The organism is Microbacterium sp. NPDC089189, assembly GCF_040685095.1.
Classification (GTDB): Bacteria; Actinomycetota; Actinomycetes; order Actinomycetales; family Microbacteriaceae; genus Microbacterium.
Genome location: NZ_JBFBHG010000014.1, coordinates 52,883 through 68,899 on the forward strand (window position 1 = coordinate 52,883; position 16,017 = coordinate 68,899).

General features: G+C 66.8%; 14 protein-coding genes and 1 tRNA gene. 4 read left to right on the forward strand and 11 right to left on the reverse strand.

Translation table 11 applies throughout. The features are described 5' to 3' along the window. Nucleotides 1–190 precede the first annotated feature (190 nt). Nucleotides 191–523 (forward strand): hypothetical protein, encoded by a 333-nt coding sequence (locus AB0N73_RS09735; protein WP_363562846.1) that lies wholly within the window; start codon nucleotides 191–193, stop codon nucleotides 521–523. A 30-nt stretch (nucleotides 524–553) separates the two neighbouring features. On the opposite strand, the gene AB0N73_RS09740 is transcribed toward AB0N73_RS09735, so the two are convergent. The 4 genes from AB0N73_RS09740 to AB0N73_RS09755 are packed head-to-tail and all read right to left on the reverse strand — an operon-like array spanning nucleotide 554 to nucleotide 4,273. Further along, the gene (locus AB0N73_RS09740; protein ID WP_363562848.1) at nucleotides 554–1,741 is read right to left on the reverse strand and encodes an ABC transporter permease; all 1,188 of its coding nucleotides are present in this window, start codon (nucleotides 1,739–1,741) and stop codon (nucleotides 554–556) included. After that, complete coding sequence (locus tag AB0N73_RS09745) at nucleotides 1,738–2,451, reverse strand: ABC transporter ATP-binding protein (protein ID WP_363562850.1); 714 nt, start codon at nucleotides 2,449–2,451, stop codon at nucleotides 1,738–1,740. Before AB0N73_RS09745 ends, AB0N73_RS09740 begins: the two co-directional genes overlap by 4 nt. Next, the gene (locus tag AB0N73_RS09750; RefSeq protein WP_363562852.1) at nucleotides 2,448–3,551 is read right to left on the reverse strand and encodes a peptidoglycan-binding domain-containing protein; all 1,104 of its coding nucleotides are present in this window, start codon (nucleotides 3,549–3,551) and stop codon (nucleotides 2,448–2,450) included. Before AB0N73_RS09750 ends, AB0N73_RS09745 begins: the two co-directional genes overlap by 4 nt. After that, a complete protein-coding gene (locus AB0N73_RS09755) occupies nucleotides 3,548–4,273 on the reverse strand; it encodes a hypothetical protein (RefSeq protein WP_363562854.1) in 726 nt (241 codons plus the stop codon). Before AB0N73_RS09755 ends, AB0N73_RS09750 begins: the two co-directional genes overlap by 4 nt. Nucleotides 4,274–4,413: 140 nt before the next feature. Here AB0N73_RS09755 and AB0N73_RS09760 point away from each other — a divergent pair, with 140 nt between their 5' ends. Both AB0N73_RS09760 and AB0N73_RS09765 read left to right on the forward strand, forming a co-directional pair. After that, nucleotides 4,414–5,079 (forward strand): response regulator transcription factor, encoded by a 666-nt coding sequence (locus tag AB0N73_RS09760; protein ID WP_363562930.1) that lies wholly within the window; start codon nucleotides 4,414–4,416, stop codon nucleotides 5,077–5,079. After that, nucleotides 5,076–6,323, forward strand: a complete 1,248-nt coding sequence (locus tag AB0N73_RS09765; RefSeq protein WP_363562856.1) for an ATP-binding protein — start codon at nucleotides 5,076–5,078, stop codon at nucleotides 6,321–6,323. The genes AB0N73_RS09760 and AB0N73_RS09765 overlap by 4 nt, the downstream gene beginning before the upstream one ends. Nucleotides 6,324–6,372: 49 nt before the next feature. Here AB0N73_RS09765 and AB0N73_RS09770 read toward each other — a convergent pair whose 3' ends face one another. Both AB0N73_RS09770 and AB0N73_RS09775 read right to left on the reverse strand, forming a co-directional pair. Continuing rightward, nucleotides 6,373–7,653, reverse strand: coding sequence for an MFS transporter (locus tag AB0N73_RS09770; RefSeq protein WP_363562858.1), 1,281 nt, complete (start codon nucleotides 7,651–7,653; stop codon nucleotides 6,373–6,375). Further along, nucleotides 7,620–8,123, reverse strand: a complete 504-nt coding sequence (locus tag AB0N73_RS09775) for a PaaI family thioesterase (RefSeq protein ID WP_363562860.1) — start codon at nucleotides 8,121–8,123, stop codon at nucleotides 7,620–7,622. Before AB0N73_RS09775 ends, AB0N73_RS09770 begins: the two co-directional genes overlap by 34 nt. 103 nt (nucleotides 8,124–8,226) lie before the next feature. Here AB0N73_RS09775 and AB0N73_RS09780 point away from each other — a divergent pair, with 103 nt between their 5' ends. Next, the gene (locus AB0N73_RS09780; protein ID WP_363562862.1) at nucleotides 8,227–8,712 is read left to right on the forward strand and encodes a helix-turn-helix domain-containing protein; all 486 of its coding nucleotides are present in this window, start codon (nucleotides 8,227–8,229) and stop codon (nucleotides 8,710–8,712) included. A gap of 174 nt (nucleotides 8,713–8,886) precedes the next feature. Here the strand turns inward: AB0N73_RS09780 and AB0N73_RS09785 are convergent. From AB0N73_RS09785 to AB0N73_RS09805, 5 genes are all read right to left on the reverse strand, one after another. Then, nucleotides 8,887–8,960: transfer RNA gene (locus tag AB0N73_RS09785), tRNA-Pro, on the reverse strand. A 317-nt stretch (nucleotides 8,961–9,277) separates the two neighbouring features. Then, the gene (locus AB0N73_RS09790) at nucleotides 9,278–11,263 is read right to left on the reverse strand and encodes a hypothetical protein (protein WP_363562864.1); all 1,986 of its coding nucleotides are present in this window, start codon (nucleotides 11,261–11,263) and stop codon (nucleotides 9,278–9,280) included. A gap of 11 nt (nucleotides 11,264–11,274) precedes the next feature. After that, nucleotides 11,275–12,270, reverse strand: a complete 996-nt coding sequence (locus AB0N73_RS09795; protein WP_363562866.1) for a PD-(D/E)XK motif protein — start codon at nucleotides 12,268–12,270, stop codon at nucleotides 11,275–11,277. A gap of 1 nt (nucleotide 12,271) precedes the next feature. Beyond that, a complete protein-coding gene (locus tag AB0N73_RS09800) occupies nucleotides 12,272–14,410 on the reverse strand; it encodes a Z1 domain-containing protein (RefSeq protein ID WP_363562868.1) in 2,139 nt (712 codons plus the stop codon). After that, on the reverse strand, nucleotides 14,407–16,011 hold the full coding sequence (locus tag AB0N73_RS09805) for an ATP-binding protein (protein ID WP_363562870.1): 1,605 nt from the start codon (nucleotides 16,009–16,011) through the stop codon (nucleotides 14,407–14,409). Before AB0N73_RS09805 ends, AB0N73_RS09800 begins: the two co-directional genes overlap by 4 nt. Nucleotides 16,012–16,017: the final 6 nt, after the last annotated feature.

Below are 16,017 nucleotides of genomic sequence, written 5' to 3' on the forward strand. Positions count from 1 at the left end.
ATCACATGTTCACGTCCGTTCGTACATCGTATGACGTACAGGATCACCCCGATCCTGCCCCGTCCTAGCCCATCGGGTCTGACCGGTCAGTGTCGCCGGGCCACCGAGTAAAGAGACACCGAGTCGGCGGGCACGGTCAGCCCGAACGCGTTCCGGGCGCCCATCGGGCTCGCCGGTGCGAGCAGAGCTGTTGGCCCAGCTGGTCGGCCCCTCGTGGATCGACCGATTCGGCGACGCCGCCTTCGACGATCGCTACACCGCCTGGACCACGATGCTGTTCGAACAGCGCCAGGCTGCCCGCCCACGGTCGACGAGCGAGGAACCGGAGCGTCGCTCCCTGACCGCGCTCGTGCCGGCGTGGGAGGCCGGGCTCACGAGGATCGTCACGATTCCCTGCCGGGGCGAGCACACCCGGGTCATCAGCGACTCCGCACTGCTGGTCACTCAGACGACCCGCGCCGACCCTGCCCTGTATTCGGCCGCGCTCACGTCGTTCGCGCGGCAGTCCGGGTCGGTGAGCTGAGCCACGCGCCCGCCACGCCCGGCCGACGCGTCAGATGCTCCGCAGCGCCGCGGTCGGCGAGAGCCGTGCCGCTCGGACCGCGGGTTGCAGCCCGGCGATCGCGCCGACGACGACCGAGAGCACGGGACCGGCTGCGAGCGCTTCCGGCGGGATGACGACGGGATGACCTGCGACGCCCGCGATGAGGCTCGCGGCGGCAACGCCGAGGACGAGACCGCCGACACCGCCGATCAGGGAGAGGACCACCGCCTCCGCGACGAACTGCCCGGCGATCTGGCCGGGTCTCGCGCCCAACGACCGGCGCAGGCCGATCTCGCCGCGTCGTTCGAGGACGGCGACGATCATGGTGTTCGCGATGCCGACACCTCCCACCAGGAGCGCGATGCCGGCCAGCGCGAGGCCGAGGGTGGCGAGGGAGTCGTCCGTGGTCGCCCGTGCTCCGGCGAGGTCCGAGAGCGTGGTGACGGCGACATACGGCGAGCCGGGCGATGCGGCGGCGGCCAGGATGTCGCGCACCGCGTCGATGTGGCCGGGCTCCGCGCGAACGTAGATGGAGGCGATGTCCCCGGTGGTGTCGCCGGCGATGGTGTCGCGCACCCACCGGTCGCCGAGGATGGCTGCGGTGTCGATGTCGGCCGCCAGGCCCGCGGGGTCGAGGACGCCGAGCACGCCGTACCACTGACCACCGATGTACACGCGGTCACCGGCCCGGTCGATGTTCAGCCGTTCGGCGGCGGTGTGACCGAGGACGGTCACGGGCAGGCTCCGGGTGGCGTCGTCGAACCAGCGACCGGAGGCGAGGCTCGCGTCGATCGCGACGAACACGTCGGGGCGGGCGACGGCGACGTGCAGCCCGCCCGTCTCGGTTTCGGGCACGAGGTCGGTGCGGTAGACGGCGAGATCGGCGGGCGCTGTCTCGAACACGCCCACGCGGGCCACACCATCCTGCCGCGCGATGCTTTGCGGGGCCGTCTCGGGCAGGGGGACGGGTTCGCGGTCGGGTCCGAGCCCGGGGGCGACCACGGCGAGGTCGGCGCCCATCCGGTCGAGCTCGGCGAGCAGGTGGGCACGCTGCGAGGCGGATGCTCCGGTGAGCGCCACGAGCGAGGCGATGCCCAGGGCGATTCCGAGCGCGGCCAGCACGGTGCGCTGCGGGCGGGAGGCCACGCCGAGCCACGCGGTGCGGGCGAGGTCGGCCGGGCGAAGATGGTGGCTCACGGGTGGCCCTCCTGGATGCGCGACGTCTCGGTGGCGACGCCGTCGCGCAGGCGGATGCGGCGGGCGAACCGATCGGCGACCTGCTCGTCATGCGTGACGACGACGACCGTCGTGCCCCGCGCGGCGATGCCGGTCAGCAGTTCCACGACGCCGGCACCGGTGGCGGTGTCCAGCGCCCCGGTCGGTTCGTCGGCGAACAGGATGCCTGGTTCGCGGACCAGGGCTCGGGCGATGGCCACGCGCTGCTGCTCCCCGCCGGACAGTTCGCCGGGACGATGGCCCTGCCGCCGATCGAGGCCGACGGCGGCGAGCGCATCGGCGGCCCGGCGGCGGCGCTCGGCGTGACGGACACCGGAATAGAGCAGACCGGTCGCGACGTTCTCGATCGCGGTGAGGGCGGGCAGGAGGTGGAACTGCTGGAACACGAACCCGACTCGGTCGGCGCGCAGCGCCGACCGTTCTCGCTCCCCCATTCCCGTCACGGCCCGCCCGTCGATCAGCACGGTCCCTGTGGTGGGGTCGTCCAGAGTGCCGAGGATCGCCAGGAGCGTGCTCTTGCCCGAGCCGGACGGGCCGACCACGGCGACCTGCTCGCCGGGCAGAAGAGCCAGGGTCGTCGGGTGCAGCACGGTCACCTCCGGCGGGCCGGGATAGGTCTTCGCCGCCCCTCGCACCTCCACGACGGGCCGGATGGTGGGCGCACCGCTCATCGCGAGAGCACCACGAGATCGCCCACCGTCAGCACGGCACCGGTCGCGCCGTCGATCTCGGTTCCGCTGCGGAGCACCTGGACCCGGGCATCGGCCACAAGTCCGATCTCCACCGGGGTCCGATCGACCGCCGCGCCGTCCCACACCTCGACGGCGTAACCGCCGTCGGCCGTGGCCAGCAGCGCGGTGACCGGCACGACGAGCGTGGCCGGTTGCTCGCCCTGAGGGCGGATGACGACCCTCACGGAGACGGGTCCGGCCGCGGCGACCCCGGCCTGGTCGGCGAACTCGATCGTCGCGGTCGGCGGCGCGACCTCGCCGCCCTCGACAGCCGGCTGCCCGCCGGGGTCGATGCCCGACACGGTCGTTTCGATCTCGGTGCCATCGGGCAGGATGACGACGACCGGGGTGCCCGTGGTCAGCTCCCGTGCCTGGGCCGTCGTAAGCCGGGCCGTGGCCCGGAGGAGCGTCTCGGTAGAGGTGGCCGGGCTCGTTCCGGCGTCGCCGAGCCGAGCGGTGACCTGCGCGATGCGGATGCTCGATGCGTCGGCCACCACCACGTCGGACGGAGCGAACGTCCCGGTCGGCTCAACCCCGAGGCTTTCCTGCCATTGCCGAACGGCCTGCCGGGTCCGCCAGTCGAAGCCGTCGTCGAGGCGCCCCGGTGAGAATCCCAGGTCCGCGAGGTTCTGCTCGAGCTGACGCACATCCGCCCCATCCGAAGAATCCGCGGACAGTTCCCGCCAGAACGGACGCGCGCCCCGGAACAGCACCACCGGCCGCCCGTCCACCTCGTACACGCGTTGCCCGGTCTGCACGGTGGCGTCCGCGACAGGCAGGCCGGTGATCGTCCCGTTCGCAGCCGCCAACGGGACGGGCGCCCCGTAGGACAGCTGCGCGTTCAACCGCACCTCGCTGATCAGCGTCGTCCGCTCCACGGCGGCGGTGACCGGTGTCGGCGTCGTGTCGGCCTGGGCGACGAGCGCTTCCCAGGGACGCAGCCACCAGGCGGCTCCCGCCGCGGTCAGGACGAGCGCGACCGCGATCACACCGCTCCGCCAGCTCGCCCACCGTCGCCTGCCACCGGACCGCCCGCTCACCCGGCGTCCCTGGTGACGCTGATCCCGCCGACGCCGTCCGTGAACTCCATGAGGACGGCCTGCCAGTCGAAGCCCGGCTCCTCCGCGGGCACCGACCAGCCGAACCCGGTGCTCTCGGCGTCCCAGCACGCGGTCAGCACGGCACGGAACTCGTCCTCGGTCAGATCCGTCGGCAAGGCGATCCCTCCCGCACTTTCCGGGCCCGGATCGGCAACCCAGGCGAAGCCCTCATCCCGGGCGCACCGGGCGAACGCGAGCGCCGCCGCCTGCTGCGCGGCGATCTGCTCCTGCTCAGCGGGGCTGCCGGCCGGATCCACGTCGGGCTGCACGAAGTCGGGATGAGCCGTCTCGCATGCGGCGTAGGCGTCCTGCGTGTCGGGGTCGTCGACGAAGTAGGCCGATGTCTGCGCCGCGATCCACACGCCCTCCGAATCACCCATCATCGTCAGCGGGGCCTCTCCGCCCGAGTCGTCCACGCTGCTCGTGACCGCTCCCCCGGGATCGGGCTCTCCGATCTTCACGAGCACATAGCCGCCCGAGATGTCATCGGAGATCTTCGCGTCGACCCCCGCGGCCTTCAGACACGCGACGAACGGAGCTGAGGCTCCGTCGGCGTCTGCGTCGTCCTGGGGTGACGCGGTGCAGCCCGCGGCGGCGAACGCCAGCATCGCGGCGCCGGCAACGGTCATACCGATCCGTGTCCTCATCGTCATCTCGGTCATCGCGGTGTCCTCTCCTTCACGCCGGGCGGTGGGTACGAGGTCACTGTGACGCTCGGGCGGTTCAGCGCAGGTCAGGGTCGACTTGACTGGAACTTGACCACGACAGGTCATGCTGGAGGCCGGGAAGGAGGGCGATGGGGATGCGGTTGCTGCTGGTGGAGGATGAGCACGATCTGGCCGACGGCCTCGCGGACGGGCTCCGCCGCGAGGGATACGCCGTCGAGGTCGCCTACGACGGAGCCACCGCCCTCGCCCGGGCGGGCGCCGCCGACGTGGAGCTGATGATCCTGGATCGCGACCTGCCCGCCCTCTCGGGTGACGCGGTGTGCCGTACGCTGCGGGAGCAGGGTCATCCCGTCCGCATCCTCATGCTCACGGCCGCGGGCACCCTCGACGACCGGGTGGCAGGACTCGACCTCGGCGCCGACGACTACCTCCCCAAGCCCTTCGCCTACGTCGAGCTGCTCGCCCGGCTGCGGGCGCTCGCCCGCCGCACCCCGCACGGCTCCGGCACGATCCTGGAGTGCGCCGGCATCCGCATCGACACCGTGCGTCGCGCCGCCGAGCGCGACGGCCGCCCCCTCTCCCTGACACCGAAGGAGTACGGCGTGCTCGAATCGCTGTTGTCGGCCGGCGGCGGCTGGATCACCGCCGATGAGCTGCTGGACGAGGTCTGGGCGCGGCCCGACGAACGCGGCCGCACGGTGGTCAAGGCCGCCGTGCACACTCTCCGCCGCAAGCTCGGACACCCCGATCCGATCGAGAGTGCTCCCGGCCGCGGCTACCGGATCGGGGCCGAGCGATGACCGGGCGCGGGCGGTGGGGCTTCCGCGCACGCCTCGCCGCGCTCATCGCCGGCGTGTTCATCGGTGGCGGTGTGGTGCTGCTGAGCGTGCAGTACCTCCTCGTACAGCAGCTCTTCACCCAGGGCGTCAGCACGCTCACGACGGGATGCGTCAGCCAGAACGATGGGGGCGGGGCCGGCCCGGTGCCGGACGACGATCTCGCCGCACTCTGCACGATCGGCTCCGACGGGGACGACCAGGTCGCGTTCGGAGGCGGCGGAGTCAGCTCGGTCGTCGTCGCGCAGACCGACGCACTCGGCGAGGAAGTGCTCTCGGGCCTGCTGGTCTGGTCGCTCGTGGTCCTCGCGGTGTTCGCCACCCTGGCCGTGGTCGCCGCCTGGTGGTTGTCGAAACGCTCCCTCGGGCGCATCGCCCGGATCACGGAGACGACCCGAGCGATCACCCGCGACGATCTGCACCGTCGCCTCGACCTTCCCGGCCCGGACGACGAGGTGAAAGAACTCGGCGACACCATCGACGGGATGCTCGATCGTCTGGACGACGCGTTCACCCGTCAGGACCGGTTCATCGCGGGCGCGTCCCATGAGCTGCGCACCCCGTTGACCACGACGCGCACCCTGCTGGAGATCCCGCTGACGCAGGGTCGCGTGCCGGCGGAGCTGGAGCCGGCGGTGCGAGGCGCGCTGGCCGCGAACGAGCGCAGCGAACGCCTCATCGCCGCCCTGCTCACGCTGGCCCGGCTCCGCCACCGGAGCTCGGCGACGCCCGAGTCGCACGAGGCCGATCTGCGTCTGATCGCGGCGACCGTCCTCGCCGAGCACGAGGCGGACATCGCGGCCGGCTCGCTGACGGTGACGCATCCCGCGTGGACGCCGGCGATCGCCACCGCAGAGCCGGAGCTCGTGCGTATCGCCGTCGGCAATCTCGTCGACAACGCGATCCGGCACAACCGCGACGGCGGTGCGCTCGCCGTGCTCGCCGGCACCGACGAGACAGGCGCGTGGATCGAGGTCGCCAACGACGGTCGTGACCTCACCGGAGACGACCTGCACTCTCTCACCGAGCCGTTCCACCGCGGCGAGGACACCCGTCTCGCCGGCGACGGCCTCGGCCTGGGCCTCGCCCTGGTGGAGACGATCGCCCGCAGCCAGGGCGGAGCGCTCATGCTGACGGCGAAGGCCGGCGGCGGCCTGATCGCCCGCCTCCGCCTGCCAGGAGTATTGGATCCCGCGCCGCTTCGGTGAGTCCGCCTCCGTCGCCGATGCGCTCTCCCGCGGCTCGTCCCCGATGTCGTCATAGGTGATGTGCGCGCCCACCCGATGGTCGCCCAGGATGGCGGCGGTGTCGATATCGGCCGGCATCCACGTCATGTCGTCTGGCAAAGAGGACGAGAACGAGGACCGCGACGCACACCAGCCCCAGCGCCGCTGCGCCCACGGTGACGGCCATGCGGAGACCGCTGGTCGTCGCCAGCGCTCCCACACCGATCGCCGTCCCGGCCTGGAGCAGGTAGGCGACGAGATAGACCAGCGATAGCGTCCCGCCGCGGTGGTTCTCGGGCGCGGCCTGATTGATGAGTCCGAGCCCGCCGGTGAAGGCGAAGGAGTATGCCGCTCCGCCGACGATGCACCACACGAGGAAGAGCGGGATCGAGCCGGCCTCGGCGACGAGCACCATTCCGACGAGGCTCACGAGCGAGAGCAGGGCGCCGAGTGTCGCAGCGGGCCTGGCCTGAACCCTCGCGAGCAGCAGTCCGGTCACGCCGATCGCGGCGGAGGAGCAACCGAGCAGCAACCCGACGACCAGGTGATTCTCGGTATCGGCGAACTGGCGGATCATCTCCGCGCCGAGCGCGAGGAAGATCGCGCCGACGCCGTAGGCGAGGGCGACGGATAACGCCGCGATGGCAAAGACCAGTCGGATCCGTGGAGCCAGGCGGGGCGGGACAGGTCGCCAGGGGGCGGCCTCTGCGTTGCGGTCGTCCGGCGTCAGCGCCAGCGCGATGATCACGGCGACGCACAGAGTAAGCAGGACGGCATAGCTGAGGACGAGCGGCAGCGGGGCGAACTGCACGAGAGCGCCGCTGATGACCAGCGCTGCGGTCAGCCCGGTCGAGGTCGAGACAGTCGCGAAGGAACTGGCGAACCGGGGATTCTGAGACACGTTGTTCTCGACAAGCGCGGCGCTGGCGGCGCCCATCGCGAGCCCGGAGCCGGCACCTTGGAGAACTCTGCCTGCGAAGAGGAACCCCACGTGCGGCGCGAGGGCGAAGATGATCGCAGAAGCTGCGAAGAGGGCGACGCCGAGGATCATCACCCGCCGGCGCCCGAAGGTGTCTGAGAGACCGCCGAAGAGGAGCAGCACGATCAGCAACGTGATAGGCGAGGTCGCGAACACCGCGGTCACAACCGCGGGCGTGAGACCCCACTGATCGGCGTAGAGCGGATAGAGAACGCTCGGCGAACCGCTAGCCCACAGCACCAGCGCAAGAACGGCCGCCGATGACCAGAAGGTGCCGCGACGCCCGAAGGAGGGGCGCTTCACTCCGGGGATCCGGTCGGGAAGATCGCGCACGTGCTGGACGCGGTCGCGAGCACCCGACCCGTCGCATCTCGGAGGTCCGCCTCCGCGAAGGCAGCGGAGCGGCCGCGACGAGTAACCCAGCCGTGCGCGGTCACGGTGCCGGTCTCTTCGGTGATCGGTCGCAAAAAAGAGACCTTGATCTCGAGGCTGGTGTAGCCCGTTCCCGCGGGGAGGGTCGAGTGGACGGCACTGCCGCAGACCGAGTCGAGGATCGTGGCGAAAAAGCCGCCGTGCACCGAGCCGACCGGGTTGTAGTGCGATTCGTCCGGCTCGGCGGTCATCACGACGTCGCCGTCGTCGACCGAGACCAGGCCGAGCCCGATGTGCGCGCCCATCGGCGGTGCGGGGATCGTGCCGTCGCGCATGGCTCCGAGTTGCTCGAGACCGGTGAGCCGAAAAATCTCGATCTTGTCGCGCCCGGCCGGGTGATAGCGAACGGGTCGGGTGCGCTGCTCGGACATGACCGCCTCTTTCGTCAGGGAGTTCCCGCCGGAACCGCCTGTCGGTCGACACGGCAGAGTTTCGGCTGAGTTGGTTCTGCCAACACAGCATAGACTGGGCTCCATGACCCGGTCGATCGTTGCTGCCCGCTCGATGGACAGTTCGTGCCCCATCGCGCGTTCGGTGTCGGTGCTGAGTGACCCGTGGAGCTTCCTGCTGCTGCGGGAGGCGCTGCTCGGCCGACGCACGTTCGCACAGTTCCGCGACGCACTCGGCATCGCCACCGATGTCCTGAGTGCACGACTAGCGACCCTCGTGGAGCACGGCATCATGGAGCGCACTCCCTATCGCGAGCCGGGCCAACGAACCCGCGACGCCTACACGCTCACACCCGCCGGGGAAGAACTGAAGACCGTGCTTGTCGCGCTCCAGGAGTGGGGCACACAGCACATGCCTTCGGAGAAGCCGTCCAGGGTCCGCGCACTGACCCGCGCATCGCGGCAGCCCGTCCATGTCGGTTTCATCGACGACGACGGGCGCAAGATCGCCCAGGACGCCGTTGAGTTCGTCCGCATCGAGAACCCCTCCCCGGTCGAACGCCGCCCTTGAATGCCGCTGCCGCCCGCCGGTAGCAACCCGCACCGCGCGAACCGATCCCGCGGCCAGCTCTCGACGGGCTTCGGCGCTGCCGGCCGCGACGGACAAAACGGGCTTAGCCCTAGGGCTGCCCGTTCGGGAACGCAGAAGGGCCGGAGGCTCTCACGAGCTTCCGGCCCTTCTCTGTCGGGATGACAGGATTTGAACCTGCGACCCCTTGACCCCCAGTCAAATGCGCTACCAAGCTGCGCCACATCCCGCTATTGAATTTCGAGGCTGTTTCGACCGTCCTGGACAATCTGTCCCCCAGGTAGACGGTTCCGCCTGATTTCACGTCGTGGATTGCATGGTTTGCATGCGTCAGGTCCCGACCAGGTCCCGGCTCTTGGCGACCGTTCGGCTCCTTGGCTCGACGTCTATGCGGGTTGTACGTGAGATTTAGGCCTGGCCTCCTTGACGGTCAGGCGCGACGTCGCCACGCCTCCCAACCCGCAATATGTGGCAGGGACGTGTCAAGACTTCGGCGGCTCACCGCGGGCGGGTGCTTCGCCCTTCATCAAGAACCGTATCGTCGCCGTCACAACGTGCGATAGTGCATTGAGTCCGGCGCTGTTCGGAGCGCGGGCGGCGCTTGGAATTCACCGGTGGGTAGCACCTCTGGTATCAGTGGATGGCGCGCTGCAGGACCCCACTGATCCCATTGAGCACGGAGGCGAGACATGGACGACTGGCCATCGGCCAATGCGGCTTCGCGCGGGGATTCATCCGCGATCCAGCTGCGGAGTTCCGCCACCGATTGCTGAACGCTCTCGAGTCGTGTGTTGGGTGTGCCGATCCGTCGCCTTGTGGACGCGACGGCGATCTCGACGACTTGAAGGCGAGTGTCAAGCAGCTTCCTGGCGTCGTCATCCCAATACTCGGGGCTACCGTCGATGACTCCAACCGCGTCATCGACCGCGATCCAAGCCGCTGATCGCAACGCGACGCGTTCGGGCTCCTGCCTCATCCGGGCGTCCAAGTTCGCGGGCAGGAACGTAGCAAGTGGCATTTGATCGAGGTGCGATACGGCGAAGTCCCAGGACGGCATCGTCGCGTCGAGCGCAGCAGCATCGACAACGATCAATGGCCCGTTACTGTCAACGGCGCTTACTTCGAATCTCTCAGTTCGGGGAAGCAGACGACGGGCCAGGACAAGCGCCTGGAAACAAGGATTAACATCGCGGTGCTCGATCCGCTGGACTCGAAAATGGGCATGAGGTGTGTTGAGTCGCGCCTCGATGAGGCTGATTCTGTTGGTGCCGAAGAACGCGCGTGCACGATCCCATGTCGGCATTCTGTCTTCTTCCTCCGCCGAGGGAAGGATCCCGGCGTCAGCTCTGACGTGGAGAGCTCGGATGGCGGCAAGACCGGCTTCCGAACCCTGCACGAAGGAGGTGGCGAGGCTAAATGCTGCCGCAACGTGAAGGACGTCGACGTTGCCGTTTTCAGTGATGAACTGCTCAGTAAACCCGTCCCACACTAGGGTCTCGTGAGTTTCGCTGTTGCGCATGTCGGGGAGGACGACGTTACTCACGACCGCCCCTAGCGACCCACCTTCACGGGCGAGTTGCTCTCTCAGGTTCGTGAGCATTGGAGGTGTACTCCACTCGCCTGTCCGGAGGCAATGTGCTGCCCAGCTGTATTGGCGGAATGGCCCCTCGATCGTCCTCTTGTAGGCGTCGGCAAGTGCGACAGCTCGAGCTTCCGCGTCGTCCGTCTGCGCGAGCACAGCCTCGCCAGCTCGGTTAGCGGCCGAGCGAGCTCGACGCAGCGCTGGTTCGGCGGCCCTCAGATGGTCTCGGAACTGATCAGCGATCGTCGGGTCGGCAGCGAGGTACCTGTTGGTCAACGTATTTGCGGCGATGTATGCGGCAACTGGATCGTCGCAGTCGATGATTTGACCGACAGCGTAAACGGCGGCGAGCACATCCGTCACATGCGGTATTCCCAGCGAGACAAGGTGCGGGACCAACAGGGTAAGCAGATCCGAGGCTCGATAGGCGTAGTGCTGCAGGACCCATTCCGCTCGAAAAGAGCCATGAGCCGCCTTCGACGAGAGATCCATTCCGAATGCTCGTGAGAGGCACTCACCGTCACTTGAGGACTTGCGACCAGACCACCAGCCCGCCGCATCGGCTAGCGCTCTTTCGACGTCTGCGACGACCAAGGCGTTGCCTTCGACTACGGCGATGATGTTGGCCGGGAGTACTTCTAGAAGATCCAACAGCTCGTCCGCGCGACGCGGATCGTATGGCTCGAAAGGTTCGAGCGAGAAGAGGAACCCGACGACGCGGTCGCGTTGTTGCAGCAGTTGGGCGATCCAGTCCCGTATCTCCTTGAAACCGCTGCCGGGCGGTACAAGGCTCCGGCTCAGATTGGTGATGGTGTCGGAGAGTGCGTCAGCATGCCACCGCCAGGCCGATTCATCGACGGGAACGGTGTGATAGTCGCGTGCGGATCTCGGCGGAGACTGCACGTTACGCAACGGCTGCAAGAGCTTGTCGATAGCATCAGGCGGGAGCATCATAAGGCTGTCTAAACCGCTTCGACGTCCAGAATTGTTCTCCCGTCAACTGGCGTAGCCGACGAGAAGTCAGATCGGAAGCGGAGTCCAGATACACCGGCGGGGAGGGGGAACTCAACGGATGGCTGAGGAACTGACTCGGATACATAGAACCGGAGGCTGCGACGCGCGACCTCGCGCATGTATCGAGCATCCAGGAACTCGCCAAGAGATGCTCCGCACACGGCGACCAACGAGCGCCAGAGCAGGATGGCCTCGCTTCGCCCCGCGAGGCGCTCTCCGAGTTCCGCAACCACGTCACCGAGGCGAACGCCTGAATCGCGCAGTTCGATGATCACAGACGCGAAGAAGTGGTTGTCCCGAACCATTGGGAGAGCCTGGTGAATCGATAGCTCGTGAACTCGCTGTTGGCTAGACGTCGCCTTGACCTCTACCGACAATGGGGGCGTCGCGAAGGCGAAATCGAGATTGGCGTCCGGGTCGCTGTGCCACGCGCGAATCCAGTCCGCGAGGTGTTCGACGCTGTCGAGAAGAGTTAGTTCTCCGATGAGGCCGATCACCGTGGTGCGCGCCGGCATCTGCAGCCGCCAGAAGAGTGAGACCCACTTGCCGACCTCGGTGTCGACATCGGCATCGCTGGGGCTTGCCGGAAGATCCTTTAAGAGCGCCGCGCAGACGGTTGCGAAGAGGTTCCGTATCTCGGGATCAGACGCGATGCACCGGACTACGCATACGCGAAGCGAGCCGACATCATCCCCTTCCCGCAGTTCGTAGGTTGCGCCGTAGTCCGCGGACAAGAGGCTAAGTCTGAGCGCCGGGACAGGTCGCAGAGACTTGCGAGCTCTCACGACGAGACTCCAAGAGCCGTCCGCATCAACGGCAACGAACAGTGTGCGGCTTGGAGTGAGCGACTCGACCAGGAAGGCGTCCGATGGAGGGAGCACCTCATCCAGACGCGCCTCGACTCGGCGGAAGGCAGAGACGAGGAGGCCCTGATCCCAGCTCATCTCACGTTCCTACCTCAATGAGCCACCCCACCCGAGACTCCTCGGGGATGCGCCAGGCGGTCACGAGGTACTCGCCCAGCGGACGCTTCGTACCCCGCTCGACCACTTCCACTTCATGCAGCTGGATGGTCAGGGGCGCAGCCGGATCGAACTCATCACGGTCTCCGTAGTACCCGGAAGCGTTGCGCCCCTGGAAGAGTTGCACTCCTCCGTCGCTGGTGAGTTGACGTCGAGCGAGTCCGCCGTCGGGTCGCATCCATACAACGCGCACTACCGCTTCAGTTGGCTCATCGTCTTGAAGTTTCGAGAGGTTGAGCAGGAGCGCCTGCACGTTCGGTTCAGCGAGCCACGACTCCGGACTCGTTTGGACAAGGAGTTCGAGGGCGTCGGTGAGCGTTGCGTAGCCAGCGCGGTGTCCAAACGGCGTCTCCGTCCATTCAACCCCGGTGAGCGCCTCGATGGCGTGCGCATGTGCGGTGGCGAGCGGAGGGGCGTCATCTCGGACAGGCTTGGTGTCCGCGATCCATCGATCCTTAGCTTTCACATGGATCATAGGGATCGAGATCACCGAGGCGCGAGTCGCCTTCATCTTGTTGTCCAGAAGGAACTGTCGCTTCCACTCCTTCAGCGATTCGTTACCCGCCTCGATATCGCGCAGTGCCGCGAGCATGTCCTTTTCGTGCTCCACGTACATCTCGAAGTCGTCACGGACGTCGGATTCGAGGTAGACACGGCAGAGTCCAAGATAGGAAGCCTTGTAGCCAAAGAACCGTGCTCGCTGCTGGACGGTGTCGGCGGTTCGGGTTCCCGGTCCACGAGGCATGTAGGTGACCGTCAGCCCCTCGACGGTGAAGCCTCGGTCGATCGCCTGCCCGCCGACCAAGATGTACGACTGCGTCGGGATCCAGTTGATGACAGGCGTCTGCCCCTGGCGGGTGTTCACCTCGACGATGTTGAGGTTCCGAAACACGATGTCGAGCGCGTCCCAGCACTCATCAAACGTCGCAATAGCCGGGTGGGTAGTCGCGAGCTCATTCCACGCGTCGCGGAACTCCTGCTGGAGCTTGACGGGGAAGACTTCGTCCTGATGCTCGTACTTGTCCTGCCAGTCCTTCTTCATGCCGGTGATCCACCGGACGAAGTCAGCGTGCGAGTCCTTCTGGCGCGACGGATGGACGAGCATCGACCGAGTCTTCGGCTTTCCGGTAGTGACGACGTGCGCCACCCCGATGAGGAACTCAAGCATTGCCTGTCGCAACCCCTCGGGCGGCGGGCCATTGGGGTGGTCGGCCGCGGCCAGATCCTGGGCACCGATCGTCTTCACCAACTTGTCGGCAGACCCAAAATACCGATCGCCGCCCGTGTAGCCCACGCCGGGTTCAAGGACGCGGACGAAATCTGGCGAGAGCGCGTCATCGATGGCGATGAGCAGCGGAGCCTGCGGTGTGGCGGTGTACTGAAGGTAGTAGTGGCCGGGGAGCGAATCGCGCAGGGCGAGCAGGTTTCCGTACGTCGCTGACTGCTTCCCCTTCTTTGCCAGCGTGTTCAGGCTCGCCTGGTCCGCCTCATCATCGATGATGAGCACCCGCTGCCCCGAGAAATCGACTCGATCGAAGAGGCCAGTGAGGTTAAGAATGCCGCCGTGGTGCTTGAGTAGCACCACAACCGCAGTCTGCTTATATGCCTTCGGCGTGGATGCTTTGCTCCAATTGGCCTGCACATTTTGGAGCGCCTGCTCAATCTGCTGCAGAGATTGCTGCTTATCGTTGGGCACGGCGAAGAGCCAGCCGTCCTTATCGGCGCTCCCGAGGTCACCTTTGAGCCGCCGCTCGCCCTGCGTGAGAAGAGGGTTTGAAATCCCGCTGATCACGATCACGAGGGAGAAGCCATTGTCTCGCGCGAGCGCGATGACGCCCTCGTAGGACAACGTCTTGCCTGACTGCACCCGTCCAACAACGAGGCCAGTCGAGCTCGGCCCAGCCGAGAGCGCACCTTCGAGAACGTTGATGGCGCTCGCGCGGACGGAGTCGCGGGCGTCGTCGTTTACGACCTCCTGCAGAAACCCGGTGAACGTGTCGCCAACCACGAGATCGCCACCGCCCACCGGATCGTTCCCAGGAGTCAAGATTCCGTCGATCACGTGTCACTCCTCAGTCGTTTGGACAGGGCGGCGCCCAGCAGCACATTGACCTGGCGCATGAACTTCGCGGCGCTCTCGCCGTCACCAGCGGTGGTCTGCAAACTCTCGGAAACAACGAGCGCAACGGCCACCCGGAACACTGCTTCAAGTGCGTCAGAACTCCCCAGCGCGAACTGCTTGAGGAACGGATGCCCCGTGTTGAGCACGAGTTGCGCAGTGATGTTGCCACTGCCGCGTTCAACCTCCACGTGGCGAACCAGCCAGTCGTTCTCCGACGTCCGACTGCCCGCAGTGATGGTGACGCTCCACATGCGGTCATCGTGCATGAACGTGAATGTCTGGGAGACATCGTGTGACGAGGTATCCGGCTTCGCCGCCGCTTGAGTCGGAGGGGCAGGCGCAGCCGCTTCCTCGACAACCTGATTGAGAACGGGCGGTATAGCTTGCTCCGCTACCTCAGCGGTGTTCTCAGTCGCGGCGCGAATTCGCTTGAGCTCAGCGCGGCTGGCCTGGCGCGCTCGATAGTGTTCGGCCTGCTTCAGCAGGGGCAAGGGCTCCGCGTCGAGCGCGTCTCGAAGTCGTTCGTGAAACTCCTCCTCGAGCCCCTGCCACTGGAAGCCATCCTTCGTGTGGCTAACCGGCAGCCCTTCAACCTCGAGCTCGCCGAACAGTCGCTGCGATCGGTAAGAGTTGCCCTGGCCGTAGATGCGGGCGGGTCGGTACGGTGAATCACCGGTCCCGACGATCACACGTCGTCGCCGGAAAAGAGACAGTCCGTTCCCGCTCGTCTTGCCCTCGGCTCGGATCGCAGCCCAGCCCTTGACGTGGACTCGCCCGTCGAGATGAAGGTCAATGTGCTTGCGCCACTCTCGAGCGTCGTCCGTTACTCCCTCGGCGGAGTTAACGCGGTAGTCCGGGGCCTGCAGCACATCTGGCTCAACGAAATCCATATTCTGCCCGGCTACGGACAGAATCAAGGTGTCGTCTCGAAGGAATGCTCGATAGATCTCGCGCAGGTGGTCGCGCACCTTTCCCAGCGTCCGTCCGCGTAAGAACTGGTTGAGGTTCCATAGTTCGATGCGCGTGAAGTGACTGTCAATGTCGCCCTCGGCGGCGGTGACATCAAGGCGTTCTACCTTGTCGTTCAGAACCGCGCTCATGTCGAACTCGATCGAGTGGACGTTGGGGTCGCCGATGCTGGTCGTCACCACGCGCCAGTTCTTCGCGAACCAGATCGAGGCGCTCTTCATTCCCATGCCGAACTCCGAGAGCCCGGTGCGGTCGGGAGGCACTTCGGCGGCCTTGAACGCTCGACTGAAGTCTCGTCGCGCGATTCCTCCGGCGTTGTCAACGATCGTGATACGCCCCCCCTGGCGCTCGTCGTAAGTGACGTCGACGTGAAGCTGAAACTCCGGCTCGACCTGACATAGCCGCGCATACGACCTCGCTGCGCTCTGGATGGCATTGTCAACATACTCAGCTAGTGCGTACCACGGCTCGTAGTTGAGATTGCTCAGCACACCAAGGATGGAGACGCCGGGCACGATGCTGACCGCGGGCTCGAAGTCCTCGGGCTCAACTGGGACGGTCGCGTCACTCATGGATGC

What these genes read in the sequence shown, in the direction of transcription:
- AB0N73_RS09745 (WP_363562850.1), bottom strand. Translation starts at nt 2,451, where the DNA reads ATGAGCGGTGCGCCCACCATCCGGCCCGTCGTGGAGGTGCGAGGGGCG.
- AB0N73_RS09755 (WP_363562854.1), bottom strand. Translation starts at nt 4,273, where the DNA reads ATGACCGAGATGACGATGAGGACACGGATCGGTATGACCGTTGCCGGC.
- AB0N73_RS09760 (WP_363562930.1), top strand. Translation starts at nt 4,414, where the DNA reads ATGCGGTTGCTGCTGGTGGAGGATGAGCACGATCTGGCCGACGGCCTC.
- AB0N73_RS09765 (WP_363562856.1), top strand. Translation starts at nt 5,076, where the DNA reads ATGACCGGGCGCGGGCGGTGGGGCTTCCGCGCACGCCTCGCCGCGCTC.
- AB0N73_RS09775 (WP_363562860.1), bottom strand. Translation starts at nt 8,123, where the DNA reads ATGTCCGAGCAGCGCACCCGACCCGTTCGCTATCACCCGGCCGGGCGC.
- AB0N73_RS09780 (WP_363562862.1), top strand. Translation starts at nt 8,227, where the DNA reads ATGACCCGGTCGATCGTTGCTGCCCGCTCGATGGACAGTTCGTGCCCC.
- AB0N73_RS09790 (WP_363562864.1), bottom strand. Translation starts at nt 11,263, where the DNA reads ATGCTCCCGCCTGATGCTATCGACAAGCTCTTGCAGCCGTTGCGTAAC.
- AB0N73_RS09795 (WP_363562866.1), bottom strand. Translation starts at nt 12,270, where the DNA reads ATGAGCTGGGATCAGGGCCTCCTCGTCTCTGCCTTCCGCCGAGTCGAG.
- AB0N73_RS09805 (WP_363562870.1), bottom strand. Translation starts at nt 16,011, where the DNA reads ATGAGTGACGCGACCGTCCCAGTTGAGCCCGAGGACTTCGAGCCCGCG.